This is a genomic window from Nocardioides gansuensis, assembly GCF_003076135.1.
Taxonomy (GTDB): Bacteria; Actinomycetota; Actinomycetes; order Propionibacteriales; family Nocardioidaceae; genus Nocardioides; species Nocardioides gansuensis.
In genome coordinates this window covers 514,878-539,263 of the sequence record NZ_QDGZ01000001.1, presented here as the reverse complement: position 1 = coordinate 539,263, position 24,386 = coordinate 514,878, and the positions used below count along the sequence as shown (strand labels likewise).

Genomic DNA, 24,386 nt, shown 5'->3' with positions numbered 1-24,386 from the left:
CGAGGCTGACACGGCGACCCGGGCCACGTCAACAGTTTGTTGAAATCATGTGCAGGTCAGCGGGTCAGCGGGCGCGGTTGAGGTAGTTGTAGACGGTGAACCGGCTGACGCCGAGCGCCTCGGCGATGGTCTCGGCCGAGCGCCGGTAGGCGAACGCGCCCCGCTCCTCCAGGAGCCGGACGGCGCGCTGCTTGGCCTCCCGCGGCAGGTCGGCCAGCGGCGCGCCCACCTCGACGGCGACCTCTTCGATCAGATCCTCGAGCGAGGTGGCGCCGGCGGTGTCGTCCGCGGGCAGCCGGACGGCGGCGACGGTCTCCCCCTCCCAGACGAGGGGTACGTCGCCGGGGCGCATCGCGGTGGCCGCGACGACCTCACCCTCGATGCGCTCGAGCAGCGGGGCGATCGCGTCGAGCAGGGGGTGATGCTCAGTCATCGGGCTCGTCGTCGTCCGGGTCGTCGTCCACGTCGGCGGGCTCCACTTGGAGGGTCACCCGCGAGGCGCCGTGGGAGAGCGCCGCGCGCAGCACGTCGGCCAGCGCGTGCACCACCTGGTCGCCTTCCCCGCGCACCGTGGTGCCCAGCGGGCCGAACTCCACGTCGAGATCTGCATGCTCGGCGGCATGGAGCGCGGCGAGGGCGTGCGCGGGCGGCTCGCCCTCCCCGTGGAACGGCTCGGTGGTGAACTCCGCGACCAGGCGCATGCAGGGAAGGCTAGGGCACCGTGCCCGGGATGAGGACCCCCAGCGGGCAGGGCTCGTCTCAGGCGACGCGCCGGCGGGCCAGGACCGCCAGCCGCTCGGTGTCGATCCCGATCAGCGACCCGACCTCGTCGGCGGTGACCGCACCGCAGTCGACCCCGCGCATCACGAACGCGGCGAGCGCCGCCGCGGTGGCCGGCTCGTCGAGGTAGCCGGACTCGCCGCCGTGCACCCACGCGTGCAGCCGTGCGGCCGCGGTGGGCAGGCCCTCGCGGTAGAAGGCGTAGGTAGCCAGGAAGCGGCTGGGCAGCTGAGCCGGGTGGAGGTCCCAGCCCTGGTAGAAGCCTCGCTCCAGGGAGCGGCGGACCAACCGCGCGTGCAGCCGCCACGCCGCGTGCACCGCGTCGGCATCGCCGACCGGCAGCACGTTGGTCGAGCCGTCGGAGACGAACACGCCGGTGCCCGCGGCCGCGACCTGCATGATCGCCTTCGCGTGGTCGGCGGCCGGGTGCTCCATGCTCTGGTAGGCCGCGGCGATGCCGCACGAGGCCGAGTAGTCGTAGGTGCCGTAGTGCAGGCCGGTGACCCGCCCGCCGCCGGCGTGGATCATCCCGGCCACGAGCACGGTGCCGTCAGCGCCGAGGATGGACTGCGGCGTCTCCACCTGGATCTCGAACCGCAGCCGCCCGGGCTCCACCTCGAGCTCGCCCTCCAGCCGCGCGCAGGCGGCGACCATGGCCTCGACCTGGGCGACCGAGGTGACCTTCGGCAGCGTGACCACGAAGCCGTCGGTGAGGCCGCCGGCCCCGGCCAGCTCGCGCACGAAGAGCTGCAGCGTCCGCACGCCCCGGCGCCGGGTCGGCGCCTCGAGGCTCTTGAACCGGATCCCGTGGAAGGGCGCGGCGGTCCCCTCGCTCACCGACTTGGCGAGGGCATGGGCGGCCGCAACGACGGCCGCGTCCTCCTCCTCGTCGGGGCGGGCACCGAAGCCGTCCTCGAAGTCGATGCGCAGGTCCTCGATCGGCTGCTGCTCGAGCTTCGCGCGCACCCGGCCGGCGAGGTCCGCGACCAGTCCGGCGTCGAGGCCGGTCGCGTCGGCGAGCTGCGCCGGCGACCCGCCGTACTGCTCGAGCGCCTCGACCGCGGCAGCACTCCACGCCGTCACAGTGCCGGCGTCGTAGCGGTCGCCCGGCACGTAGACGGTGTGGACGGGCTGCCGGACGCCGCGGTCGCCGGGGTACGCCGCGGCGAGCCGCTCGTCGTCGGCAGCCAGCATCGCGTCGAGCTGGTCGGCCAGGACGTCGGGGTCGCTCATGGCTTCTCTCCGCTCACCACGGCCTCGTAGGCCGGCAGGGTGAGGAAGTCGGCGTACTCCTCGGCGAGCGCGACCTCCTCGAACAGCTGGCGCGCCTGGGCGAACGGCCGCTCGTCGAAGCCCTCGCCGACCTGCTCGCGGATGTGCTCCATCTCGGCGTCGAGCACCTCGCGGACCAGCGCCTCGGTGACGACTGTGCCGTCGTCGAGCTTGGAGCCGTTGCGCACCCACTGCCAGATCTGGGAACGGGAGATCTCGGCGGTGGCGGCGTCCTCCATCAGGTTGTGGATGCCGACCGCGCCGCTGCCCCGCAGCCAGGCCTCGAGGTAGAGGAGCGCGACCTCGACGTTGCCGTGCAGGCCGGCGCGGGTGATGTCCCCCGGCGTGGAGGCGACGTCGAGCAGGTCGTCGGCGGTCACCTCGACGTCGTCGCGGAGCCGGTCGACCTGGTTGGGCTTGTCGCCGAGCACCCGGTCGAACACCTCCTGGCAGACCGGCACGAGGTCCGGATGTGCGACCCACGAGCCGTCGAAGCCTTGGCCGGCCTCGCGCTCCTTGTCCTCGCGCACCTTGGCGAACGCGCGGGCGTTGACCTCCTGGTCCTTGCGGCTGGGGATGAAGGCCGACATGCCGCCCACCGCGTGGGCGCCGCGCCGGTGGCAGGTCTTCACCAGCAGCTCGGCGTACGCCCTCATGAACGGCGAGGTCATCCCGACGACGTTGCGGTCGGGCAGCACGAAGGCCTCGCCCGAGTCGCGGAAGTACTTGATCACGCTGAAGAGGTAGTCCCAGCGGCCGGCGTTGAGGCCGGCGATGTGGTCGCGCAGCTCGTAGAGGATCTCGTCCATCTCGAAGGCGGCCGGGATCGTCTCGATCAGGACGGTGGCGCGGACGGTTCCGTGCGGGATCTCGAGGCGCTCCTGGGCGAAGGTGAAGACGTCGTTCCACAGCCGCGCCTCGAGGTGGCTCTCCATCTTGGGCAGGTAGAAGTAGGGGCCCGACCCGCGCGCCAGCAGCTGGGCGGCGTTGTGGAAGAAGTAGAGGCCGAAGTCGACGAACGCGCCCCCCACCGGACGGCCGTCGACCAGGACGTGCTGGTCGTCGAAGTGCCAGCCGCGGGGGCGCATCACGATCGTGGCGAGCCGCTGGTCGGTGCGCAGCTCATAGCTCTTGCCCTCGGGAGAGGTGAAGGAGATGTCGCGGCGGATGGCGTCGTAGAGGTTGACCTGGCCGCCGACGACGTTGTCCCAGTGGGGCGTGCTGGCGTCCTCCATGTCGGCCAGCCAGACCCGGGCGCCGGAGTTGAGGGCGTTGATGGTCATCTTGCGATCGGTGGGGCCGGTCATCTCCACGCGGCGGTCCTGCAGGTCCGCCGGCACGGGCGCCACCCGCCAGTCGCCCTCGCGCACCTCCGCGGTCTCCGGGAGGAAGTCGAGGCGCCCGGTGCTGGAGACCTGCTCACGGCGTGTACGGCGCGCCGCGAGGAGCTCGTCGCGGCGCGACCCGAACCTCGCCTGCAGCTCGGCGACGAACCCGAGGGCCTCGGGGGTGAGGATCTTCTCCCCACCCGTCACGTCGTGTCCGGTCACTCGGATGTCCACTTCGGTTCCTCTCTCGTCGTCCTGCGTGGCGTGGGCCGTCACCGACGCTCCTCCGTCACGCCCGAGGCGGCGTGTCCCACGGCTCCGGCCAGCTTGACCTGCTGGGTGATCTCCCGGGCCTGTGCGTCCAGCATGCCCCGGAACAGGCCGGGGAAGGCGAGGACTCCCGTGACGCTCGAGATGGCGCGGGTGTCGACCCGGACGGGGATCGCGTAGCCGGGGCTCGGACTGGCCATGGGAACCTCTCGACGAGAACGAGGTCGGATTTCGTTATGCGGATACTAGTATCTACTAGACGGAAGGTGCAAGGCCCTTCCAGAGCCCGCCACCTCCGCGACGGCCCGTATACTTTTCGCTATCCGGAAAACTCCAAGGGGTATGCAGTGACTGAGGCCACCCAGGCGAACGGCCGCACCCGCGGCGGCAGCGTCCAGTCGATCGAGCGCGCGTTCGGCCTGCTCGAGACCATGGCCGACCACGGCGGCACGCTCGGACTCTCCCAGCTGGCAGCCGAGTCGGGGCTGCCGCTGCCGACCATCCACCGGCTGGTGCGGACCCTGGTGGACCTCGGCTACCTGCGCCAGGACGAGTCGCGCCGCTACGTGCTCGGTCCGAAGCTGATCCGCCTGGGCGAGACCTCGTCGCACATGCTGAGCACCTGGGCTCGCCCCTACCTCGCCCGGCTCGTCGACGAGCTCGGCGAGTCGGCCAACCTCGCCATGCTCGACGGCGACCAGGTCGTCTACGTTGCCCAGGCCCAGTCGCGCCACTCGATGCGGATGTTCACGGAGGTGGGCCGCCGGGTCCTCCCCCACTGCACGGCCGTCGGCAAGGCGATGATGGCGGCCATGCCGCCCGAGCAGGTGCGCGACATCCTCCAGCGCACCGGTATGCCGCGGCACACCGAGAACACCATCACCGACCCCGACGAGTTCGCCCGCCAGCTGGCCTGGACGGCCGAGCACGGCTACGCCCTCGACGAGGGCGAGCAGGAGGTCGGGGTGCGCTGTGTCGCCGTGCCGGTGCCCGACCTGCCGACCCGGCTGGCCGTCTCGGTGTCCGGTCCCGCCACCCGGATGACCGAGGACCTCGTGGAGCGGGCCGTCCCGCTCCTCACCAAGGCAGGCAAGGAGCTCGCCGCCGACCTGGGCTGACCGGCGCCCGGTCAGCCGTCCACCGCGTCGCCGGCCGCCGCGCGCAGCTCGGCCAGCAGCCCGGTCAGGGTCACCACGTCGTCGATGCCCGGCTTCTCGAACACCTCCGAGTTGAGGCCGACGGTCGCCTCCTCGACCGCCTCCCGGCCCGCGTCGGTGATCGCCGCGAGCACCACCCGGCGGTCGGCGTCCGAGCGTGTGCGCACGACGTACCCCTGCTTCTCCAGGCGGGCGACCGCCGACGTCACCGACGTGGGGTGCACCTGGAGCAGCGAGCCGAGCCGGGCCATCGGCAGCTCGCCGGTGCGCGTGAAGGACAGCACCCGGAGCACCTCGTAGCGCGCGAACGACAGGTCGCGAGGGCGCAGCACGGCGTCGATCCGCTCCATGAGCAGCTGGTGGGCGCGGACCACCGAGGTCACCATCGCCATGCCGTCAGCGGCCGACCCCCACCCGTGGGCGACCCACTGGCGGTGCGCCTCTCGGATCGGGTCCACCTGCACCCCTCCTCGGGTTGCCCACATTGGTAGGACATCCTAGTATCGACTAAATACTAGGACTTCCTAGGAATCTCGACGAGGGAGACCCCGTGCCCGACCTGCACACCCCCACCCACCCGGTCCGCCTGGTGACTGCGTCCAGCCTGTTCGACGGCCACGACGCGTCGATCAACATCATGCGGCGGATCTTCATGGCCCAGGGCTGCGAGGTCGTGCACCTCGGCCACAACCGCTCCGTCCAGGAGGTCGTCGACGCGGCGATCGAGGAGGACGTGCAGGGCGTCGCGGTGTCGTCCTACCAGGGCGGCCACGTGGAGTACTTCGAGTACCTCGTCGAGTCCCTCCGCGCGGCCGGCGCCGACCACGTGAAGGTCGTCGGCGGCGGTGGCGGCGTGATCGTGCCCGCCGAGATCGCCCGGCTGCGCGAGTCCGGGGTCATCATCTTCTCGCCGGAGGACGGCCAGCGGATGGGGCTCGTCGGGATGATCAACTCCGTGGTCGCCGACTGCGACTTCGACCCGTGGCAGGCGAAGGCCGCCTGCCTCGACGACGTACTCTCCGGCGACCGCCTCTCCGTCGCCCGCGCGATGACCGGCGCGCAGACCGGCCAGCTGCCGGAGGAGATGCTCGAGCGCCTCCGCGAGACCGCGGCCTTCCGCACCGTGCCCGTCCTCGGCATCACCGGCACCGGCGGGTCCGGCAAGTCCAGCCTCACCGACGAGCTGGTCCGCCGCTTCCGCACCGACCAGCAGGACAAGCTGAGGATCTGCGTCATCGCCGTCGACCCCACCCGCCGCAAGGGCGGCGGTGCCCTGCTGGGCGACCGCATCCGCGCCAACTCCCTCGACGGCGACCGCACCTTCTTCCGCTCGCTGGCCACCCGCGGCGCCCACGAGGTGCCCGAGCACCTCGCCGACGTGATCGCCGTGGCGAAGGCGGCGGGCTTCGACCTGGTCATCGTCGAGACGCCGGGCATCGGCCAGGGCGACGCGGCGATCGTGCCGTTCGTCGACACGTCGCTCTACGTCATGACGCCCGAGTTCGGCGCCGCCTCCCAGCTGGAGAAGATCGACATGCTCGACTTCGCCAGCACCGTCGCGATCAACAAGTTCGAGCGCCGCGGCGCCAAGGACGCCTTGCGCGACGTCGGCCGCCAGCTGGTGCGCAACCGCGGGGCCTTCGGCAAGCGGCCCGAGGACATGCCGGTCTTCGGCACCAGCGCCGCGACGTTCAACGACGACGGCGTCACCGCGCTCTACCAGCACCTCCGCGACGAGCTCGCCGGCCTCGGCCTGCCCGTCTCCGAGGGCACCCTCCCCCACGTCGACGTGCGGCACTCCTCGGGGATCCGCCAGGTCGTGCCCACCGATCGCGTGCGCTACCTCGCCGAGATCACCGAGACGGTCCGCGGCTACCACGCGCGCACCGAGGAGCTCGCCGAGGCGGCCCGCCGGCTGCAGCAGGTCGAGGCGGTGCGGGGGATGGTCTCGACTGCGCTCGACCAGCCGAGCGGTCGGTCGAGCGGAGTCGAGACCCTCGAGCGCCTGTACGACGAGGCGCGCAGGGCCGTCCCGCACGAGCTCGCCGACCAGATCGCCGGGTGGCCGGCGGTCGTGGAGTCCTACTCGGGCGACGAGCAGGTCGTGCGGGTGCGCGACAAGGAGATCCACACCAAGCTCACCCGCGAGTCGCTGAGCGGCAACAAGATCCCCCGCGTCTCGCTCCCCCGGTTCACCGACCACGGCGAGCTCGTCCGCTTCTGGCGCCGGGAGAACCTGCCCGGGTTCTTCCCCTTCACCGCCGGTGTCTTCCCGTTCAAGCGTGACACCGAGGACCCCGCTCGGATGTTCGCCGGCGAGGGCGACCCGTTCCGCACCAACCGCCGCTTCAAGCTGCTCTCGAAGGACAACCCGGCGACCCGCCTCTCCACCGCCTTCGACTCGGTGACGCTCTACGGCCGCGACCCCGACCCGCGGCCCGACGTCTACGGCAAGGTCGGCACGTCGGGTGTGAGCGTGGCGACGCTCGACGACATGTTGGCCCTCTACGACGGCTTCGACCTCGTCGACCCGTCGACCAGCGTCTCGATGACGATCAACGGACCCGCCCCCACCGTGCTGGCGTTCTTCCTCAACACCGCGATCGACCAGCAGGTCGACCGCTTCATCGAGAGGGAGGGGCGCGAGCCGTCGGACGAGGAGCGCGCCGAGCTCGCGGCGTACGCCCTCGCGAACGTCCGCGGCACGGTGCAGGCCGACATCCTCAAGGAGGACCAGGGCCAGAACACCTGCCTGTTCTCCACCGAGTTCTCGCTGCGGATGATGGCCGACATCCAGGAGTGGTTCATCGAGCACCAGGTGCGCAACTTCTACTCCGTGTCGATCTCCGGCTACCACATCGCCGAGGCCGGGGCGAACCCCATCAGCCAGCTCGCCTTCACCCTCGCCAACGGGTTCACCTACGTCGAGGCCTACCTCGCGCGCGGCATGGACATCGACGACTTCGCGCCGAACCTGTCGTTCTTCTTCTCCAACGGCATGGACCCGGAATACTCCGTGCTCGGCCGCGTCGCCCGCCGGATCTGGGCGATCGCGATGAAGGAGAAGTACGGCGCCAACGAGCGCTCGCAGAAGCTGAAGTACCACGTGCAGACCTCCGGCCGATCGCTGCACGCACAGGAGATGGACTTCAACGACATCCGCACCACGCTGCAGGCACTCATCGCGATCTACGACAACGCCAACTCGCTGCACACCAACGCCTACGACGAGGCCGTCACCACGCCGACCGAGGACTCGGTGCGCCGGGCGGTCGCCATCCAGCTGATCATCAACCGCGAGTGGGGCCTGGCGATGAACGAGAACCCGCTCCAGGGCTCCTTCGTCATCGACGAGCTCACCGACCTCGTGGAGGCGGCGGTGCTGGCGGAGTTCGACCGCCTCAACGAGCGCGGCGGCGTGCTCGGTGCGATGGAGACCGGCTACCAGCGCGGGCGCATCCAGGACGAGTCGATGCTCTACGAGCACCGCAAGCACGACGGCTCGCTGCCGATCATCGGGGTCAACACCTTCGTCAAGGAGGGCTCGGAGGCCTCCCCGAGGGAGGTCGAGCTGGCCCGTGCCACGGAGGCGGAGAAGGAGTCCCAGCTGCGTCGGGTGCGGGAGTTCCAGGCCGAGCACGCGTCCGAGGCGCCGGCCGCGCTCGCGCAGCTCAAGGAGGCTGCGGTCTCGGGCGAGAACGTCTTCGCCGTCCTGATGGACGCCGCCCGGGTCTGCTCGCTCCAGCAGGTGACCGAGGCCTTCTTCGAGGTAGGCGGCCAGTACCGCCGGAATGTCTGAGCCCAGCGATGCGCGAGCCTGCGAGCGCAGCGCGTCGGGCGAAGAGGTCGAGCAAGCCCCGGTCGGGCGAGCCTGCGAGCCCGATCGACGGGCGCGTCGAGACGTGACCACAGTCGACGACCTGGGAACCGCCGTCCAGCTGACAGCCCAGGTACGCCGCGTCGTAAGCCTCGTCCCCTCCCTCACCGAGGCGCTGGCCAGCGTCGGAGCAGACCGGCTGGTCGCCGCCACCGAGTGGTGCACGCACCCGGCGGACCTCGACGTGCCGCGGGTCCGCGGCACCAAGAACCCCGACGTCCGCGCGATCGTCGACCTCGCCCCCGACCTCGTCGTCGCCAACAAGGAGGAGAACCGCGAGCTCGACGTGCGCCGCCTCCGCGAGGCCGGCGTGCCGGTCTGGGTGACCGACATCCAGAGCGTGCCGCAGGCCGTCGAGTCGATGGAGCGGCTCTTCGACGAGGCACTCGGCTGGCAGCGGCCGCCCTGGCTCGCCGAGGCGCGGTCGTTGTGGTGCGGCGCCCTGCCCCCCGTCGTACGCCGCGTGGTCGTGCCGATCTGGCGTGACCCGTGGATGGTGGTGGGCGCCCGGACGTTCACGGGCGACCTGCTGCGGCGGCTGGGCATGGTGAACGTGTGGGAGCTGCCGGCGCACAACCCCGACGGCGAGCGCTACCCGCACGCCGATCTCGAGGCGATCGACGGCGCCGACGCCGACGCCGTCCTGCTGCCCGACGAGCCCTACGTCTTCACCGAGACCGACGGGCCCGAGGCGTTCCCCCGCACACCCGTCGAGCTGGTGAGCGGCCGGCTGATGACCTGGTACGGGCCCTCGCTCGTCGCCGCCCATTCGTCCCTGGAGAGATAGGTACCACCCATGCCTGCCAGTCGTGTCATGCCGACCGAGGAAGCCACCGAGCTCATCAAGCTGGTCCGCGACATCGCCACCCGTGAGCTGGCCCCGAGATCGGCCGAGGCGGAGGCCACCGAGACGTTCCCACGCGACGTCTTCCGGCTGCTCGGCGACGCCGGACTGCTGGGGCTGCCCTACCCCGAGGAGCACGGCGGCGGGGGCCAGCCCTACGAGGTCTACCTCCAGGTGCTCGAGGAGATCGCCGCCGTCTGGTCGTCCGTGGGGGTGGGGGTCTCGGTGCATGCGCTGTCGTGCTTCGGGCTGGCCTACTTCGGCACCGACGAGCAGCGCGCCGAGTGGCTGCCCGAGATGCTCGGCGGCTCGCTGCTCGGCGCCTATTGCCTCTCCGAGGCGCACGCCGGCTCCGACCCTGCCGCGATGAAGACCACGGCGCGGCGCGACGGAGACGACTACGTCCTCAACGGCGCGAAGGCCTGGACGACCCACGGCGGCCACGCCGACTTCTACAAGGTGATGGCCCGCACCTCCGACGACCGCAACGGGATCTCCTGCTTCCTGATCCCCGCGGACACGCCCGGGCTCAGTGCCGACCCTCCGGAGCGGAAGATGGGTCTCACGGGCTCGACGACCGCGACGGTGCGCCTCGACGACGTACGCATCCCCGCCACCCGCCGCCTCGGCGCCGAGGGCGAGGGCCTGCGGATCGCCCTAGCCGGCCTCGACTCCGGACGCCTCGGCATCGCGGCGGTCGCGACCGGACTGGCGCAGGGCGCGCTCGACAACGCGGTCGCCTACGCCCGCGAGCGGGAGACCTTCGGCAAGCCGATCATTGAGCACCAGGGCCTGGCCTTCGTGCTCGCCGACATGGAGGCCGCCGTGCAGTCGGCACGCGCGACCACCCTCCACGCGGCGCGCCTCAAGGACGCCGGCCTGCCCTACTCCCGCGAGGCGTCGATCGCCAAGCTCGTCGCCACCGACAACGCGATGAAGGTGACCACCGACGCCGTCCAGGTCCTCGGCGGTTACGGCTACACCCGCGACTTCCCCGTCGAGCGCTACATGCGCGAGGCCAAGGTGATGCAGATCTTCGAGGGCACCAACCAGATCCAGCGGATGGTCATCTCCCGCTCCCTCGCCGTCGACAACTCCGGCGTCGTGCGCTAGCGCCTTGTAGCGCCGGTTGATCGCGTTCAGGTTGGCGGTGAGCGCCTCGAGCTGGTGGGCGTTCAGTCGCGTACACCCGCAGGCTGTCGCCGCAGCTCCGGCACCAGCGCCACCAGGCCGAGTAGCGGCAGGACGGCGAGCACGGCCAGGCTCCCCGGGACGCCGATCACCTCGCCCAGGCCGGCGACGACCGCTGAGCCCACGCTGCCGCCGACTAGGAAGAGCAGTGTCGCCACGCCCAGAGCCACACCCCGCACGTCCAGCTCGACTGCTCCACCGACGGCCGCGCTCAGGGCCGGCTGTCCCATCCCGAAGGCGATCGTCACGCACACCACCGACAGCGCCAGCGGCATGACGGACAGCCACCAGGTGCCGAGGGCGGCGACGACCATGGCGGCCGACGCGATCACACCGGAGAGGGCCAGCACCCGGGCCGGCCCGATCCGCTCCATCATGGGTCCGGCGAACCGCGGCACGAACAGCGCGAACGCCGCGCTGGGCAGGAGCACCAGCCCCACCTCCCAGGGCTCCCAGCCGGCGTCGACCAGCACGGCCGGCACACCGACGAGCAGCGCGAACCACGCCGCCGGCACGGCGGCCGCCGCGAGAGCCGAGCGCACCACCGTCCCGTTGCGGATGACGGACACGGGCAGGAAGCCGTGCGGACGTCGCCGCACCCGGCGCGCGACGAGCGGCGTCCCGATCACCAGCAGCAGCCCTCCGAGGAGCGCCACGGCCAGCCCCGTCGACGGCGACTGGACCAGCAGCACCAGCCCCGCCGACGTCAGCGCGACGAGCACGGCGCCGAGGATGTCCAGGCTCGCGCCGGTGCCCTCACCCGTCAGGGCCCGCCACACGAAGGGGATCACGAGCAGGCCGAGGACGGGCAGCGCCATGACTGCCCGCCAGCCGAAGACGTGCTCCACTCCGCCACCGACCAGCGGGCCCAGACAGCTGACCGCCGCGGCCATACCGGCGAGCCGGCCCAGGGCCAGGCCGCGCACGGCCCCGTCGTACCGGACGCTCAGCGCCGCGATGCCGAGGGTCGGGACGGCAGCGGCGCCGGCTCCCTGGAAGAGCCGGGCGACGAGGAGCACGGAGTACGACGGCGCCACGGCCGCCGTCAGCGCCCCGGCCGTCATCAGGAGGACACCGAAGAGCAGCGGCAGGCGCACGCCGACCAGGTCGGAGACGCGGCCGTAGACCGCGGTCGTCACGGCGAGCATGAGCACGTAGAGGCTGATCGTCCAGGCCGCGACGCCGACGCTCACCCCGAGATCGGGAGCCATCAGCGGCAGGGCGATCGCGGCGGAGGAGGAGCCCATGCCGGCCAGCCCGAAGAGGAGTCCCAGCAGCAGCGAGATGCGTCGGGAGTCGTCTGGCTGGGCCACGTCCATCGGCAACGCCCATCCGCGGGGGGTCATTCCCCTCTTACGCGCCAGCGGCCGAGGAACGTGCCGTCCTCCTCGAGGAGGAGGGTCGGCTCGAGCGGTACGTCGAGCGGCTGGCCCTCGACGATGCGCAGGTGGGCGCCGGCGATCAGCCGCGGCGTGATCGTGAGGCACAGCTCGTCGACGACGCCGGCGGCCAGCATCGCGTGCAGGAGGTGTGGCCCGCCCTCGGAGAGCTGCTCGACCCAGCCGCGGTCGGCCAGCGCCGCCTTGAGGTCGAGGAAGTGCACCTCGTTCTCGCCGAGCACGAGCACGTGCTCCTCCCCGAGGGTCTCGCATGCCTCGGCGAGCCCGGGAGCGTTGGCACACGTCGCCATCAGCACGCGGCCCGGCTCGGCCGAGCACAGCGTGTCGGGCACGCGACCCGACCGGCTCACGACGACGAGCGGGATGGAGGTGGGCCGGTATTCCTCGGTCCGCAGTGTCCCGGCCCCCACGATGAGGACGTCGGCCAGGCGGCGGAGCGCGACGAAGACCTTCTTGTCCGCCGCGTTGTTGATCGTGCCGCTGCGCCCGTCCTCGCCCTGCGCGGCGCCGTCGGCGGTGGCCACGAAGTTCACCCGCAGCCACGGCCCGTCATGGCCCTCGGGACGGGAGTAGAGGGCAGCCAGGTGCTCTCGGGACGAAGGCTCCGCGCCCTCCTCGACCACCGGGTCTCCGGCCGGCCCCATCAAGACGCGCATTCCCACCTCACCACCCAGTAGCGAACGCCGAACGGGTCGTCGGCGTAGTCCATCACAGCACGCGTGACCGTGAGGTCGGCAAGAGTCGCCAGCGCGCCGATCCCGGACGCGAGCAGCTCGGCACCCAGGCGGGCGTCGAGCCCGCCGAGCGCAGCGGCATCGCCCGCCGCCAGCGCGGCCTCGACCTCGGAGTCGAAGCCGAACGACCGCTCGTCGAGGTGTCCCGGCGCCTTCTCGGACCGCCGGGCCGAGCCGTTGGCCATCACGAGGATGTTCCCGGTCTCGATACGGGTCTCGATACGCTCGCTGGCGCTCGCTACTCGACCAGCGAGGCCTTGCGCGAGCAGCTCTTCGCCGATGCGGCGGGCCTGGTCGTCCGCCGCCACGATCCGCGCGTCGTCGTGCTCGACCAGCCACGCCACCGCGGAGACACAGGCCGCACGCAGCTCGGGGACGGGATCGGTGAGCGACGCGTAGCGCGAGAGCAGCGCCGGCACCGGCGGCACGACGACGACCCTCACGCCAGCCCCCTGATCGCCCGAGCCGGCGGCCGTCGCCCCGCGATCGTCCACACCATGTCGACGGTCTGCCGGGTCTCCACGACCTCGTGAACCCGGTAGACCCGGGCTCCCGCGAGCGCGCACACCGACGTCGCGGCCAGTGTCCCGACGAGCCGCGACCCGACCGGCTGGTCGAGGGTCTCGCCGACGAAGTCCTTGTTGGACAGCGACACCAGCACCGGCCACCCGGTGGCGACCAGCTCGCCCAGCCGGCGCGTCACCTCGAGCGAGTGGAAGGTGTTCTTGCCGAAGTCGTGCGCCGGGTCGATCACCACCGCCTCGGGATCGACGCCCGCGGCCACGGCGCGGTCGGCGTAGGCGAGGGTGTCGTGGAGGACGGCGGCGACGACGTCGTCGTACTCGATGCGGTGCGGCCGCGTCCGCACCCGCACCCCGCCGGTGTGCGTGCAGACGATCGAGACGTCGTGGGCGGCGGCGACGTCGACGAGCTCGGGGTCGGCGCCGCCCCAGGCGTCGTTGAGTACGTCGGCTCCGACGGCGCACACGGCGTCCGCGACCTCGGCCCGCCACGTGTCGACGGAGATGACGACGTGCGGGTGCTCCTCGCGCACCCGCGCCACGAAGTCAACCACCCGCGCCTTCTCCTCGGCCACGGAGATCTCGGCGCCGGGGGCGGCCTTGATGCCGCCGATGTCGACCATCTCCGCGCCCTGCTCGACGACGAGGCGCACCCGGTCGAAGGCGGCGGACTCGGCCCAGGTGGCGCCCTTGTCGTAGAAGGAGTCGGGCGTGCGGTTGACGATCGCCATCATCACGGTGGCGTCCTCGCCGAAGCGGTGGCGGCCGAGGCGGAAGGGCCGCAGGGTCTCCAGTGTCATCACGGCGCACCGTAGTCGGCGGCAGGTGGGCGCTCGGCCAGCGCCACCTCCCGATCGGACGGCGTCGGGCGGCCGTCGACGGTGCGCCACTGCCGCAGCGTCACCGAGTCGGGGGCTCTCAACTCCGCTCGACCAGCCGAGGAGCGGCGAGCGACGGCGCCCAGCACCTGCGTCGCCATCCCGCCCAGGTCGAGCAGCGCCTGGTGCCGGTGGGCCCGGCGGCCCAGGTCGACCTGGGCGATGGCGGACTCGCCGTGCAGCCGCACGGTGTCGATCAGCGCGGCGATCTCGACGCCGTAGCCGGTCGGCACCGAGAGCGAGCCGAAGAGCGACCGGCGCACCGCCCACTCCCCCGCCAGCGGCTGGACCAGCCCGGCCAGGGCCGGCCACTCGAGGGCGATCAGCGGCCGCGCGACGAGCTCGGTGACCCGTCCGCCGTCCAGCGCACCGGACACCCCGGGCCGCTCGTAGAAGCCCTTCACCAGCGACACCGACGGCGCCGTGAGCAGCGGGCCGAGCAGCCCGGGCACGAAGTGCGTGTCCCAGTCGAGCAGGTCGGCGTCCATGAAGACCATCAGCTCCCCGCGGGTGACGAAGAGCGACTTCCACATGGCCTCGCCCTTCCCGGGATGCGAGCCGAGGTCGGGGCGGATCTCCGCGGAGCGGTGCACGAGCGCGCCCGCGTCGCTCGCCACGTCGTACGTCGCGTCGGTGCTGTCGCTGTCGATCACCACGATCTCGTCGAGCAGCTCGACGGTGTCCACGAGCGCCTCACGCACGCGGGTCACCACGGCACCGACCGTGGCGGCCTCGTTGCGCGCCGGCACCACGAGGCTGACGCTGGTGTCGCCCTTGGCGGCGAGCAGCTCGTCGAGCGTCCAGTCGTCCCAGTGGTGGGTGATCACGCCGGCAGCTTCTTCGCCGGCAACACCGCACGCGAGCCCGGAGTCACTCGTACCCCAGGATCTCCTTGCGCTTCTCACCCCAGGCCAGCGCCGAGGCGATCGCGTCGTCGATCGACAGCTCGGCCTCCCAGTCGAGCAGCTCGCGGGAGCGGTCGACGTTGGCGTAGGCGCCGACCGCGTCGCCGGGACGCGGCGGGGCCTCCCCGATCGGCACCTTGGACCCGGAGACCCGCTCGAAGGCGGCGACCAGCTCGCGGACGGTGACGCCGTCGCCGCGGCCGACGTTGATGACGGCCGACGGCGCGTCCACCCGGGCGAGCACGCTGTCGAAGCGCTCGACCGCGCGGACGTGGGCGCGGGCGAGGTCCCACACGTGGATGTAGTCGCGGATGCCCGTCCCGTCGCGGGTCGGGTGCTCGGTGCCGGTGATGGTGAACTGCGGCTTCAGCCCCCGGGCGGCCATCACCAGCTGGCCGAGCACGTGCGAGGGCTCCTTGACGTAGATGCCGCACTCGAGGTCGGGGTCGGAGCCGATCGGGTTGAAGTAGCGCAGGATGATCCCGCGGAGGTCGGTCGCGGACGCCATGTCCTGCAGCACCTGCTCCATCATCATCTTGGTGCGGGCGTAGGGCGAGTTCGGGGCGAGCGGGTCCTGCTCGGTCACCTCGAAGGAGTCCTTCATGGCGTAGAGCGACGCCGACGAGGAGAACAGCACCCGCGTCTTGCCGAGCGCGAGCAGCTGGTCGAAGAGCTCGAGCGACTTGGCGACGTTGTCCCGGTAGTACTCGTAGGGCAGCTCCATCGACTCCGGCACGACGATGCGCGCGGCCATGTGGATCGTGGCCTCGATGTCGGGGTGCTCGTCGACGATGCGGGCGAGCAGCTCGCGGTCGGCGATGTCGCCCTCGTAGAAGATCCGGTCCTTGACGAAGACGCGCGGCCCAGTGAGCAGCGAGTCGAGGATGACGGGCGTGTGGCCCGCCTCCTCGAGGGCCTTGGCGGTGATCGAACCGATGTAGCCGGCACCGCCGGTCACGAGAACCTTCATGCCGGCCATCGTAGGGGTCACGGCCGCGCCGGGCCGCGCCTGTGCTGAGCCGCTGGGCCGACGCGTCGGGCCCGACCCCGGGGCGGGTTCTCTTTTCGGCCCACCAGGCGTCGTAGGGCAGACTTCGGGCCATGCCCACCGCCCTCATCACCGGAATCACCGGCCAGGACGGCCTCTACCTCGCCGAGCTGCTGCTCGGCAAGGGCTACGAGGTCCACGGCCTGATCCGCGGCCAGAACAATCCCCGCACCGAACTGGTCGAGAAGCTCGTCCCGGACGTCACGCTCCATACCGGCGACCTGCTCGACATCTCGAGCCTGATGCGGGCGCTCCGGAAGTCACAGCCGGACGAGGTCTACAACCTCGGCGCGATCTCGTTCGTGGCCTACTCGTGGGAGAACGCCGCCGTCACGTCCGACGTAACCGGCAAGGGCGTGCTCAGCATGCTGGAGGCGGTCCGCCTGCACGCCGGCGACGACCTGTCGAGCGTGCGCTTCTACCAGGCGTCCAGCTCGGAGATGTTCGGCAAGGTCCAGCAGGTGCCGCAGACCGAGGAGACCCTCCTCTGGCCGCGCTCGCCGTACGGCGTGGCGAAGGTCTTCGGCCACTACATGACCATCAACTACCGCGAGTCCTACGGCATGCATGCCAGCTCGGGCATCCTCTTCAACCACGAGTCGCCGCGCCGCGGCCCCGAGTTCGTGACCCGCAAGATCAGCCAGGCCGTCGCCCGGATCTCCCTCGGCATGCAGAAGGATCTCTCGCTCGGCAACCTCGACGCGCGCCGCGACTGGGGATTCGCCGGCGACTACGTCGAGGCGATGTGGCTGATGCTGCAGCAGGACGAGGCCGACGACTACGTCATCGGCACGGGCGAGACCCACTCCATCCGCGAGTTCCTGGACCTGGCGTTCAGGCACATCGGCATCGACGACTGGTCGTCGTACGTCAAGCAGGACCCGCGCTTCATGCGTCCCGCCGAGGTCGACCTGCTGATCAGCGACCCCGCCAAGGCGAAGGAGAAGCTCGGCTGGGAGCCGAAGGTCTCGTTCCAGCAGCTCGTCACGATGATGGTCGAGTCCGACATCGAGGCCGCCCGGGCAGGGTGGTGAGCCCACGGTGACCCGGGCGCTGATCACCGGCGTCGGCGGCCAGGACGGCAGCTACCTGGCGGACCACCTCCTCGCCGAGGGCGTCGAGGTGCACGCCCTCACCCTGAGCGGCAACACCGGCGAGCACACCCCGGCCGAGGTCGTGCGCCACGAGGGTGACCTCGCCGACGTCGAGGGAACCCGCCGCCTCGTGCTCGACCTGGCGCCGGACGAGGTCTACAACCTCGCGGCCGTCAGCTCGGTCGACCAGTCCTGGGAGGAGCCGGAGCTCACGGCCCAGGTCAACGGCCTGGCCGCGGTCGCGCTCCTCGAGTCGGCGCACCTCCTGCACGCGCGCAACCACGACATACGCGTCGTCCAGGCCTCCAGCGCCGAGATCTTCGGGGAGCCGCCGACGTCACCGCAGGACGAGGACACCCCGATCCGGCCGCTCAACCCGTACGGCGCGGCGAAGGCGTTCGCCCACCTCTCGGTCGGGGTCCAGCGGGCCAGGGGGCTGCACGCCGTGAGCGCGATCCTCTACAACCACGAGTCGCCGCGGCGGCCGAAGCGGTTCGTGACCCGCAAGATCACCTCGACCGTCGCCGCCATCGCGCAGGGCCGCGCCGACAGGCTGGTGCTCGGCAACCTCGACGCCCGCCGTGACTGGGGCTGGGCCCCCGACTACGTCGACGCGATGGTGCGCGCCGCTCGCGCCGACGAGGCGCGCGACTACGTCGTCGCGACCGGCGAGGCGCACAGCGTTCGCGAATTCGTGGCGGCCGCCTTCGCTCGCGCGGGCATCGCCCACTGGGAGGGCCTGGTCGAGACCGACCCGCGGTTCCTGCGTCCGACCGACGCCACCGAGTTGCTCGGCGACTCGACGCGCGCGCGGAAGCACCTCGGCTGGTCGCCGACCGTCGGCTTCGAGGAGCTCGTCGGCCGGATGGTCGACGCCGATCTCCTCACCTGAGGCAAAACCGGGCGTCACCTGTGCGTTGCCACTACGTTGATCCCGCACAGACCCCCGTGAGGACCACACGTGACGCTCGCCTCCACCAGCACCGCTGTCGCCGCCGCCCCCTCGGTGCGGGTGGCCGCCAAGCGCTCCCTCGACGTGGCCGGCGCGCTCGTCCTGCTGGGGCTGCTGCTCCCGGTGCTCGCGGTCGCCGCCGCCTGGGTGTGGAGCCACGACCGCGGCCCCATCGTCTTCACCCAGACCCGGCTGGGCCGTGAGGGCCGCCCGTTCACCTGCCTCAAGCTGCGGACGATGGCCGTCGACGCCGAGGAGGCGCTGCTCGCCCTGGCCGAGCGGACCAGGCCGGTCGACGGCCTGTTCAAGCTGGCGGACGACCCCCGGCTCACCGGTCCGGGCCGCTCGCTGCGACGGATGTCGATCGACGAGATCCCCCAGCTGGTCAACGTGATCCGGGGCGACATGAGCCTGGTCGGCCCCCGGCCGATCCTGCCGTCGGAGGTCGGCCTCTACGGCGAGGCGTTCCCGCTCCGCCAGTCCGTGCGCCCCGGCCTCACCGGCCTGTGGCAGGTCTCGGGCCGCTCCGACCTGTCCCTCGAGGACTCGGTTCGCCTCGACGTCCGCTACGCCACCCGATGGTCGCTGGGCATGGACGTGTGGGTGCTCGCGAAGACGATCCCAGCGGTGCTCACCCGCCGCGGCGCCTACTGAGGCTGCCGCTCAGCCCTCTCGGCGAGCAGCGCGAGCAGGTATTCGCCGTAGCCGCTCTTGCGCAGCGGCTCGGCGCGCTCGCGCAGCTCGTCGTCGGAGAGGAAGCCCATGCGCCACGCGACCTCCTCCGGGGAGCCGATCTTGAAGCCCTGCCGGCCCTCGATCGTGCGCACGAAGTTGGAGGCGTCGTTGAGCGAGTCGAAGGTGCCGGTGTCGAGCCAGGCGGTGCCGCGCGGGAGCACCTCGACCTGCAGCCGCCCCTCCTCGAGGTAGCGCCGGTTGAGGTCGGTGATCTCGAGCTCGCCACGCTCCGACGGCTTCAGCTCCGCGGCGTACTGCACCACGTCGTTGTCGTAGAAGTAGAGGCCCGGGACGGCGAAGTGGCTCTTGGGCTTCGCGGGCTTCTCCTCCAGCGAGAGGGCGCGGCCCTCCTCGTCGAACTCCACGACGCCGTACGCCGTGGGGTCGGCGACGTGGTAGCCGAAGACCGCGGCCCCGTCGAGGTCGGTGTAGCGGCGCAGCTGGGTGCCGAGCCCGCTGCCGTAGAAGATGTTGTCACCGAGGACGAGGGCGGAGGTGTCGGAGCCGATGTGGTCGGCTCCGATGATGAAGGCCTGGGCCAGGCCGTCGGGGCTCGGCTGCACCGCGAAGGTCAGCGAGATGCCGAACTGCGAGCCATCGCCCAGCAGCCGGTGGAAGCCTTCCGCCTCGTGCGGCGTCGTGATCACCAGGACGTCCCGGATGCCCGCGAGCATCAGGGTGGTGAGCGGGTAGTAGATCATCGGCTTGTCGTAGACCGGCACGAGCTGCTTGCTGATGCCCTGGGTGATCGGGTGCAGGCGAGAGCCGGTGCCGCCGGCCAGGATGATTCCGTGCATGCGCCACACCTTAGGGCGTGGCCGGCCCAGTGCTCGCGTTTGGCACCATGACGCCCGTGTCCGCGCCCGCCCCTGCCACCCGCACCTCGAGGAAGGCGCGCCCGCGGCGGCTGGGATCGTGGCCGGTCGGCTGGGTCCTCGCCCTGCTTGTCGGCCTGCTGGTGGGACTGGCACTGTTGCCGCTGGCCAGGGCCTGGCTGCTCGGCAACGCCGCGCGCGACTCCCTGGTCGCGGTCAAGGTCGCACTGCAGGACGGTGACGAGGACGCCGCCCGAGCGGCGGTCGCCGAGGCCCGGGACCAGGTGCACGACTTTCGCACGATCGTGGACAGCCCGGTCGGTGACGCCTGGGGACGGGTGCCGGGCTTCGGCACCGCGCTGACCGACGGGAGGCGCTTCGGCGCTGCGCTGGCAGACGTCGTGGCGGTGGCCGGGAGCGGCCTGGAGCTGTGGCCGGAGATGGCCGGCGAGGAATCACAGCTCTTCGACGGCAAGCAGGTCGACCTGGCGTTGCTGGAACGGGTCATCGACGAAGCGGACGATGTGGTCACCCGACTCGACCGCGCACGCGAGTCGCTCGAGGCGGTCCGCGGTGACGGGGTGGTCCTCGGTGACGCAGTGGCCGACGCCCGCGACGACGCGCTCGCCGAGCTGGTCCCACTCGACGACGCGGCCGAGGACCTCCGACCGCTGCTCCCCCGGCTTCCGGCGATGCTCGGCGCCGAAGGCCCACGTCGCTACGTCATCGCGATCCTCAACCCCGCCGAGCTGCTCTATTCCGGTGGCACGCCGCTGAGCTTCGCGCCGCTGACGGTCGACGACGGCCGGATAGAGATGGGCGAGACTGTCGACACGGCCGACAACGGCGAAGACTTCGTGCCGCGCTTCTGGAAGAAGGTGGAGGGCAACCCGTTCCACCGCGGGCGCCTGCGTGTCGCGACCGCGACGATGGCGCCGTCCTGGCCGGTCGCCGGGGAGGAGCTTCTCAACGCGTGGCGGAGCCTCTACGGCGTGCAGGGCGCCGGCGTGATCGCCGTCGACGTGATGACGCTCGCGCGGCTGGCCGAGATCACCGGACCGATGGCCGTCGAGGGCTACGGCACGGTCGACGCGGCCAACCTGGCACACATCCTGATCGGCAACTACGACAACATCCCCAACCCCTACATCCGGCACACGATCAACGCGAGCCTCGTCCCCCTCTTCCACGAGCGGCTCTTCGACGGTGGCCAGCTCGCCGCCAAGGCGCGGGTGCTGCACGAGATGGCGCAGGGCCGCCACTTCGCCGTCTTCTTCCGGGACGACGACGTGCAGGCCGCCTTCGACCGGCTGGGAGTGACCGGCGACCTCTCCGACACCGACCACGACTACCTGGGCGTGTTCACGCAGAACGCCGTGCCCAGCAAGACGGACTACTACCAGTCACGCACCCTCAGGTCCCGGGTCAGGCTCGCCGAGGACGGCAGCGCCCGGGTCGAGCTCGAGGTCGACATCCACAACGACACCCCGGCGTACGCGTTCGACGGCGCGGACCCGCGCGAGGGCTACTTCACCCGCTGGCTGCACGCGTCGGTCGGCACGTTCCTCCCGAAGGGCACCGAGGTGCGCAGCGCGAGCGTCGACGGCGTTCCCTTCGAGTACAACGTCGGCGACTACTTCGGGCGGCCTTTCGTGCGGCGCACGGTCGTCTTCGCGCCGCAGCAGCGGCACACCGTGCGACTGGTGTACGACGTGCCGTCGGCCGCCGTCGTCGAGGAGGACGGCGGCCTCACCTACGGGCTCGACGTCGACCCGCAGGGCATGGTGCGCCCGCAGGGGATTGCGGTGACGGTGCGCTTCCCCGCGGGCCACACCCCCACCGACCTGCCCGAGGGTTGGGTCGCGAAGAACGCCCGCACCGCCATGTGGGGCGGCCCCGCGCTCGTGGCGTCCCCCCGCTTCGAGCTCCGCGCCACGCCGACCGCCCCGGAGGTCGAGTAGCCGACCGAGGAACGGGGGAGGCGTATCGAGACCCTAGACTCGCCCGCATGGATCGACTCCTCGTCACCGGCGGCGCCGGCTTCATCGGCTCCAACTTCGTCCACCACCTCGTCGAGCACACGGACGTCACGATCACCGTGCTGGACAAGCTGACCTACGCCGCGAGCAAGGAGTCCCTCGCCGGGCTCCCCGAGGACCGGGTCTCGCTGGTCGTCGGCGACATCGCGGACGCCGACGTGGTCGACCCGCTGGTCGCAGCGCACGACGCGGTCGTCCACTACGCCGCCGAGTCGCACAACGACAACTCGCTCAACGACCCGAGCCCGTTCGTCAAGACCAACATCCTCGGCACGTTCACGATCCTCGAGGCGGTGCGCAGGCACGAGAAGCGCCTCCACCACGTGTCCACCGACGAGGTCTACGGCGACCTGGAGCTCGACGACCCCAAGCGGTTCACCGAGGAGACGCCCTACAACCCGTCCAGCCCCTACTCCGCGTCCAAGGCGGGCTCCGACCACCTGGTGCGCGCCTGGGTGCGCTCCTTCGGGGTGCAGGCGACGGTGTCCAACTGCTCCAACAACTACGGCCCGTGGCAGCACATCGAGAAGTTCATCCCCCGCCAGATCACCAACGTGATCGACGGGATCCGGCCCAAGCTCTACGGCTCGGGCGCGAACGTGCGCGACTGGATCCACGCCGACGACCACTCCAGCGCGGTCTGGACGATCCTGACCAAGGGCCGCATCGGCGAGACCTACCTGATCGGCGCCGACGGCGAGAAGAACAACCTCGAGGTGGTCCGGCTGATCCTCAAGCTGATGGGCCAGCCGGAGGACGCCTTCGACCACGTGACCGACCGAGCCGGCCACGACCTGCGCTACGCCATCGAGTCGGGCAAGCTCCGCCAGGAGCTCGGCTGGCAGCCGCAGTTCCAGGACTTCGAGTCCGGCCTGGAGAACACCATCGAGTGGTACCGGGCCCACGAGGACTGGTGGCGTCCCCACAAGGACGCCGTCGAGGCGACGTACGCCGCGAAGGGCCAGTGACGGTGGACCTCCCCCGCCTGGAGACCACCCCGATTCCTGGCCTCGTCGTCCTCCGGCTCGACCTGCGCGAGGACTCCCGCGGCTGGTTCAAGGAGAACTGGCAGCGCGAGAAGATGGTCGCCCTCGGCCTCCCCGACTTCGGGCCGGTGCAGAACAACATCTCCTTCAACGCCGCGAGGGGCGCCACGCGGGGCATCCACACCGAGCCGTGGGACAAGTTCGTCTCCGTCGCCAACGGCCGTGCCTTCTGCGCGTGGGTGGACATGCGCGAGGGCGACACCTTCGGCGCCGTCTTCACGATCGAGCTCACGCCCGACATCGCGGTCTTCGTCCCGCGCGGCGTCGGCAACAGCTACCAGACGCTCGAAGACGGGGTCGCCTACACCTATCTCGTCAACGAGCACTGGCGCCCGGCCACGCCCTACCCGGCGCTCAACCTCGCCGACGAGACGGTCGCCATCCCGTGGCCGATCCCCCTCGACCAGGCGGAGATCTCCGAGAAGGACCTCAACAACCCGCGCCTGGCGGACGTCACGCCGATGAAGCCGAAGAAGACGCTCATCATCGGCGCCCTCGGCCAGCTCGGCCGCGCCCTGCAGGCCGAGTATCCCGGCTCCGACCTCATCGACCTGGTCTCCGGCGACGGCGTCGCCACGCTCGACCTCACCGACACCGAGGCGGTCGCGGCCTGGCCGTGGCACGAGTACGCCCTCGTCCTCAACGCCGCGGCGTACACCGCGGTCGACGCCGCCGAGACGGCCGACGGGCGTCGTACGGCGTGGGCCGCCAACGCCACGGCGCCCGCGACCCTGGCCCGGCTGGCCCGGGAGCACGGTTTCACGCTGGTGCACTACTCGAGCGAGTACGTCTTCGACGGGACCGCGCCCGACCACACCGAGGACGAGCCGCTCTCACCGCTGGGCGTCTACGCGCAGACCAAGGCCGCGGGCGACATCGCCGTCGGCCTGGCGCCGCGCCACTACGTGCTCCGCACCTCGTGGGTGATCGGCGAGGGCAAGAACTTCGTCCGCACCATGCAGGCCCTGGCCGAGAAGGGTGTCTCCCCCAGCGTGGTCTCCGACCAGGTCGGGCGGCTCACCTTCACCGGCGAGCTGGCGCGCGCGACCCGCCACCTGGTCGACTCGGGCGCGGCGTGGGGCACCTACAACATCTCCAACGGTGGCCCGGCGATGTCGTGGGCCGAGATCGCGAAGGCGGTCTTCGAGCGCTGCGGCCGCAGCGCCGACGACGTCACTCTCACGACGACGGAGGAGTATGCCGCGGGCAAGGACCTCGCCCCGCGACCGCTCCAGAGCGCCATGTCGCTGGAGAAGATCCGGGCGACCGGGTTCGAGCCCGAGGACGCCATGCTCGCTCTCGACCGCTATCTGAAGAGTCCGGTGGTCGAGTAGGACCACGCCGTCGGTGGTTGAGGAGGGACGAAGTCCCGTCTCGAAACCATCCTGGTCCGCTGGCGTCGGCAGTTCGACGTCCGGCGACCGCCCGGGGCGACGTGATGCACCGGTACGACTACGTGCGGGCCGCGCTGAAGGACGTGGTCGCGTACCGCGTGCGCGT

The 24,386-nt window shown here is 71.3% G+C and carries 23 protein-coding genes; 10 read left to right on the top strand and 13 right to left on the bottom strand.

Annotated features, from left to right (window positions below):
* Positions 1-64: 64 nt before the first annotated feature.
* Genes DDE18_RS02570 through DDE18_RS02550 form a run of 5 tightly spaced genes read right to left on the bottom strand, consistent with a single transcriptional unit; the run spans position 65 to position 3,850 of the window.
* Positions 65-433, bottom strand: a complete 369-nt coding sequence (locus DDE18_RS02570) for a helix-turn-helix domain-containing protein (RefSeq protein WP_116570639.1) — start codon at positions 431-433, stop codon at positions 65-67.
* Entirely contained in the window at positions 426-701 is a 276-nt protein-coding gene (locus DDE18_RS02565; protein WP_116570638.1) for a thiamine-binding protein, read from the bottom strand. Before DDE18_RS02565 ends, DDE18_RS02570 begins: the two co-directional genes overlap by 8 nt.
* Positions 702-759: 58 nt before the next feature.
* The gene (locus DDE18_RS02560; RefSeq protein WP_116570637.1) at positions 760-2,013 is read right to left on the bottom strand and encodes a DUF6986 family protein; all 1,254 of its coding nucleotides are present in this window, start codon (positions 2,011-2,013) and stop codon (positions 760-762) included.
* Positions 2,010-3,656 carry a malate synthase A gene (gene aceB / locus DDE18_RS02555; protein WP_245916399.1) on the bottom strand — a complete coding sequence of 549 codons (1,647 nt, stop codon included), beginning with the start codon at positions 3,654-3,656 and terminating at the stop codon, positions 2,010-2,012. Before aceB ends, DDE18_RS02560 begins: the two co-directional genes overlap by 4 nt.
* Positions 3,653-3,850 carry a hypothetical protein gene (locus DDE18_RS02550; protein WP_116570636.1) on the bottom strand — a complete coding sequence of 66 codons (198 nt, stop codon included), beginning with the start codon at positions 3,848-3,850 and terminating at the stop codon, positions 3,653-3,655. Before DDE18_RS02550 ends, aceB begins: the two co-directional genes overlap by 4 nt.
* A gap of 147 nt (positions 3,851-3,997) precedes the next feature.
* On the opposite strand from DDE18_RS02550, the gene DDE18_RS02545 reads away from it, so the two are divergent.
* Positions 3,998-4,768, top strand: a complete 771-nt coding sequence (locus DDE18_RS02545) for an IclR family transcriptional regulator (protein ID WP_245916398.1) — start codon at positions 3,998-4,000, stop codon at positions 4,766-4,768.
* A gap of 11 nt (positions 4,769-4,779) precedes the next feature.
* On the opposite strand, the gene DDE18_RS02540 is transcribed toward DDE18_RS02545, so the two are convergent.
* Positions 4,780-5,265 (bottom strand): MarR family winged helix-turn-helix transcriptional regulator, encoded by a 486-nt coding sequence (locus DDE18_RS02540; protein ID WP_245916397.1) that lies wholly within the window; start codon positions 5,263-5,265, stop codon positions 4,780-4,782.
* A 92-nt stretch (positions 5,266-5,357) separates the two neighbouring features.
* Here DDE18_RS02540 and icmF point away from each other — a divergent pair, with 92 nt between their 5' ends.
* The 3 genes from icmF to DDE18_RS02525 all read left to right on the top strand — a co-directional run bounded on the left by icmF (position 5,358) and on the right by DDE18_RS02525 (position 10,641).
* Positions 5,358-8,606 (top strand): fused isobutyryl-CoA mutase/GTPase IcmF, encoded by a 3,249-nt coding sequence (icmF, locus tag DDE18_RS02535; RefSeq protein ID WP_116570633.1) that lies wholly within the window; start codon positions 5,358-5,360, stop codon positions 8,604-8,606.
* A 103-nt stretch (positions 8,607-8,709) separates the two neighbouring features.
* Positions 8,710-9,471 carry a helical backbone metal receptor gene (locus DDE18_RS02530; protein ID WP_116570632.1) on the top strand — a complete coding sequence of 254 codons (762 nt, stop codon included), beginning with the start codon at positions 8,710-8,712 and terminating at the stop codon, positions 9,469-9,471.
* Positions 9,472-9,480: 9 nt separating this feature from the next.
* Positions 9,481-10,641: an acyl-CoA dehydrogenase family protein gene (locus DDE18_RS02525; protein WP_116570631.1), complete on the top strand. Its 1,161-nt coding sequence runs from the start codon at positions 9,481-9,483 to the stop codon at positions 10,639-10,641.
* 62 nt (positions 10,642-10,703) lie between these two features.
* Here the strand turns inward: DDE18_RS02525 and DDE18_RS02520 are convergent, their stop codons facing one another.
* Genes DDE18_RS02520 through galE form a run of 6 tightly spaced genes read right to left on the bottom strand, consistent with a single transcriptional unit; the run spans position 10,704 to position 16,127 of the window.
* Positions 10,704-12,065, bottom strand: coding sequence for an MFS transporter (locus tag DDE18_RS02520; RefSeq protein WP_116570630.1), 1,362 nt, complete (start codon positions 12,063-12,065; stop codon positions 10,704-10,706).
* On the bottom strand, positions 12,062-12,775 hold the full coding sequence (locus DDE18_RS02515) for a dihydrofolate reductase family protein (RefSeq protein ID WP_245916396.1): 714 nt from the start codon (positions 12,773-12,775) through the stop codon (positions 12,062-12,064). The genes DDE18_RS02520 and DDE18_RS02515 overlap by 4 nt, the downstream gene beginning before the upstream one ends.
* Positions 12,763-13,296, bottom strand: coding sequence for a class III extradiol ring-cleavage dioxygenase family protein (locus tag DDE18_RS02510; protein WP_116570996.1), 534 nt, complete (start codon positions 13,294-13,296; stop codon positions 12,763-12,765). Before DDE18_RS02510 ends, DDE18_RS02515 begins: the two co-directional genes overlap by 13 nt.
* The gene (gene folP, locus DDE18_RS02505) at positions 13,293-14,174 is read right to left on the bottom strand and encodes a dihydropteroate synthase (protein ID WP_116570628.1); all 882 of its coding nucleotides are present in this window, start codon (positions 14,172-14,174) and stop codon (positions 13,293-13,295) included. The genes DDE18_RS02510 and folP overlap by 4 nt, the downstream gene beginning before the upstream one ends.
* Positions 14,174-15,079: a glucosyl-3-phosphoglycerate synthase gene (locus tag DDE18_RS02500; RefSeq protein WP_116570627.1), complete on the bottom strand. Its 906-nt coding sequence runs from the start codon at positions 15,077-15,079 to the stop codon at positions 14,174-14,176. The genes folP and DDE18_RS02500 overlap by 1 nt, the downstream gene beginning before the upstream one ends.
* A gap of 43 nt (positions 15,080-15,122) precedes the next feature.
* Complete coding sequence (gene galE / locus DDE18_RS02495) at positions 15,123-16,127, bottom strand: UDP-glucose 4-epimerase GalE (protein WP_116570626.1); 1,005 nt, start codon at positions 16,125-16,127, stop codon at positions 15,123-15,125.
* Between the two features lie 131 nt (positions 16,128-16,258).
* Here galE and gmd point away from each other — a divergent pair, with 131 nt between their 5' ends.
* The 3 genes from gmd (at position 16,259) to DDE18_RS02480 (ending at position 18,905) form a co-directional block, all read left to right on the top strand.
* Positions 16,259-17,239, top strand: coding sequence for a GDP-mannose 4,6-dehydratase (gene gmd, locus DDE18_RS02490; RefSeq protein ID WP_116570625.1), 981 nt, complete (start codon positions 16,259-16,261; stop codon positions 17,237-17,239).
* Positions 17,240-17,246: 7 nt separating this feature from the next.
* Positions 17,247-18,191, top strand: a complete 945-nt coding sequence (locus tag DDE18_RS02485) for a GDP-mannose 4,6-dehydratase (RefSeq protein WP_116570624.1) — start codon at positions 17,247-17,249, stop codon at positions 18,189-18,191.
* Between the two features lie 69 nt (positions 18,192-18,260).
* On the top strand, positions 18,261-18,905 hold the full coding sequence (locus tag DDE18_RS02480) for a sugar transferase (protein ID WP_116570623.1): 645 nt from the start codon (positions 18,261-18,263) through the stop codon (positions 18,903-18,905).
* Here DDE18_RS02480 and rfbA read toward each other — a convergent pair.
* The gene (gene rfbA, locus DDE18_RS02475) at positions 18,899-19,783 is read right to left on the bottom strand and encodes a glucose-1-phosphate thymidylyltransferase RfbA (protein ID WP_116570622.1); all 885 of its coding nucleotides are present in this window, start codon (positions 19,781-19,783) and stop codon (positions 18,899-18,901) included. The two genes, DDE18_RS02480 and rfbA, sit on opposite strands and share 7 nt — an antisense overlap.
* Positions 19,784-19,839: 56 nt before the next feature.
* On the opposite strand from rfbA, the gene DDE18_RS02470 reads away from it, so the two are divergent.
* The 3 genes from DDE18_RS02470 to DDE18_RS02460 are packed head-to-tail and all read left to right on the top strand — an operon-like array spanning position 19,840 to position 24,220.
* The gene (locus tag DDE18_RS02470; protein ID WP_133241133.1) at positions 19,840-21,762 is read left to right on the top strand and encodes a DUF4012 domain-containing protein; all 1,923 of its coding nucleotides are present in this window, start codon (positions 19,840-19,842) and stop codon (positions 21,760-21,762) included.
* Positions 21,763-21,809: 47 nt separating this feature from the next.
* Positions 21,810-22,808 (top strand): dTDP-glucose 4,6-dehydratase, encoded by a 999-nt coding sequence (gene rfbB, locus DDE18_RS02465; protein WP_116570620.1) that lies wholly within the window; start codon positions 21,810-21,812, stop codon positions 22,806-22,808.
* Between the two features lie 2 nt (positions 22,809-22,810).
* Positions 22,811-24,220 (top strand): sugar nucleotide-binding protein, encoded by a 1,410-nt coding sequence (locus DDE18_RS02460; RefSeq protein WP_116570995.1) that lies wholly within the window; start codon positions 22,811-22,813, stop codon positions 24,218-24,220.
* Positions 24,221-24,386 lie beyond the last annotated feature (166 nt).

Bases quoted from the DNA above. Each gene is read 5' to 3' on its own strand.
- folP (WP_116570628.1), bottom strand. From the start codon at position 14,174: ATGACACTGGAGACCCTGCGGCCCTTCCGCCTCGGCCGCCACCGCTTC.
- gmd (WP_116570625.1), top strand. From the start codon at position 16,259: ATGCCCACCGCCCTCATCACCGGAATCACCGGCCAGGACGGCCTCTAC.
- rfbB (WP_116570620.1), top strand. From the start codon at position 21,810: ATGGATCGACTCCTCGTCACCGGCGGCGCCGGCTTCATCGGCTCCAAC.
- DDE18_RS02570 (WP_116570639.1), bottom strand. From the start codon at position 433: ATGACTGAGCATCACCCCCTGCTCGACGCGATCGCCCCGCTGCTCGAG.
- DDE18_RS02520 (WP_116570630.1), bottom strand. From the start codon at position 12,065: ATGACCCCCCGCGGATGGGCGTTGCCGATGGACGTGGCCCAGCCAGAC.
- DDE18_RS02565 (WP_116570638.1), bottom strand. From the start codon at position 701: ATGCGCCTGGTCGCGGAGTTCACCACCGAGCCGTTCCACGGGGAGGGC.
- DDE18_RS02525 (WP_116570631.1), top strand. From the start codon at position 9,481: ATGCCTGCCAGTCGTGTCATGCCGACCGAGGAAGCCACCGAGCTCATC.
- DDE18_RS02560 (WP_116570637.1), bottom strand. From the start codon at position 2,013: ATGAGCGACCCCGACGTCCTGGCCGACCAGCTCGACGCGATGCTGGCT.
- galE (WP_116570626.1), bottom strand. From the start codon at position 16,127: ATGAAGGTTCTCGTGACCGGCGGTGCCGGCTACATCGGTTCGATCACC.
- DDE18_RS02515 (WP_245916396.1), bottom strand. From the start codon at position 12,775: ATGCGCGTCTTGATGGGGCCGGCCGGAGACCCGGTGGTCGAGGAGGGC.
- DDE18_RS02550 (WP_116570636.1), bottom strand. From the start codon at position 3,850: ATGGCCAGTCCGAGCCCCGGCTACGCGATCCCCGTCCGGGTCGACACC.
- rfbA (WP_116570622.1), bottom strand. From the start codon at position 19,783: ATGCACGGAATCATCCTGGCCGGCGGCACCGGCTCTCGCCTGCACCCG.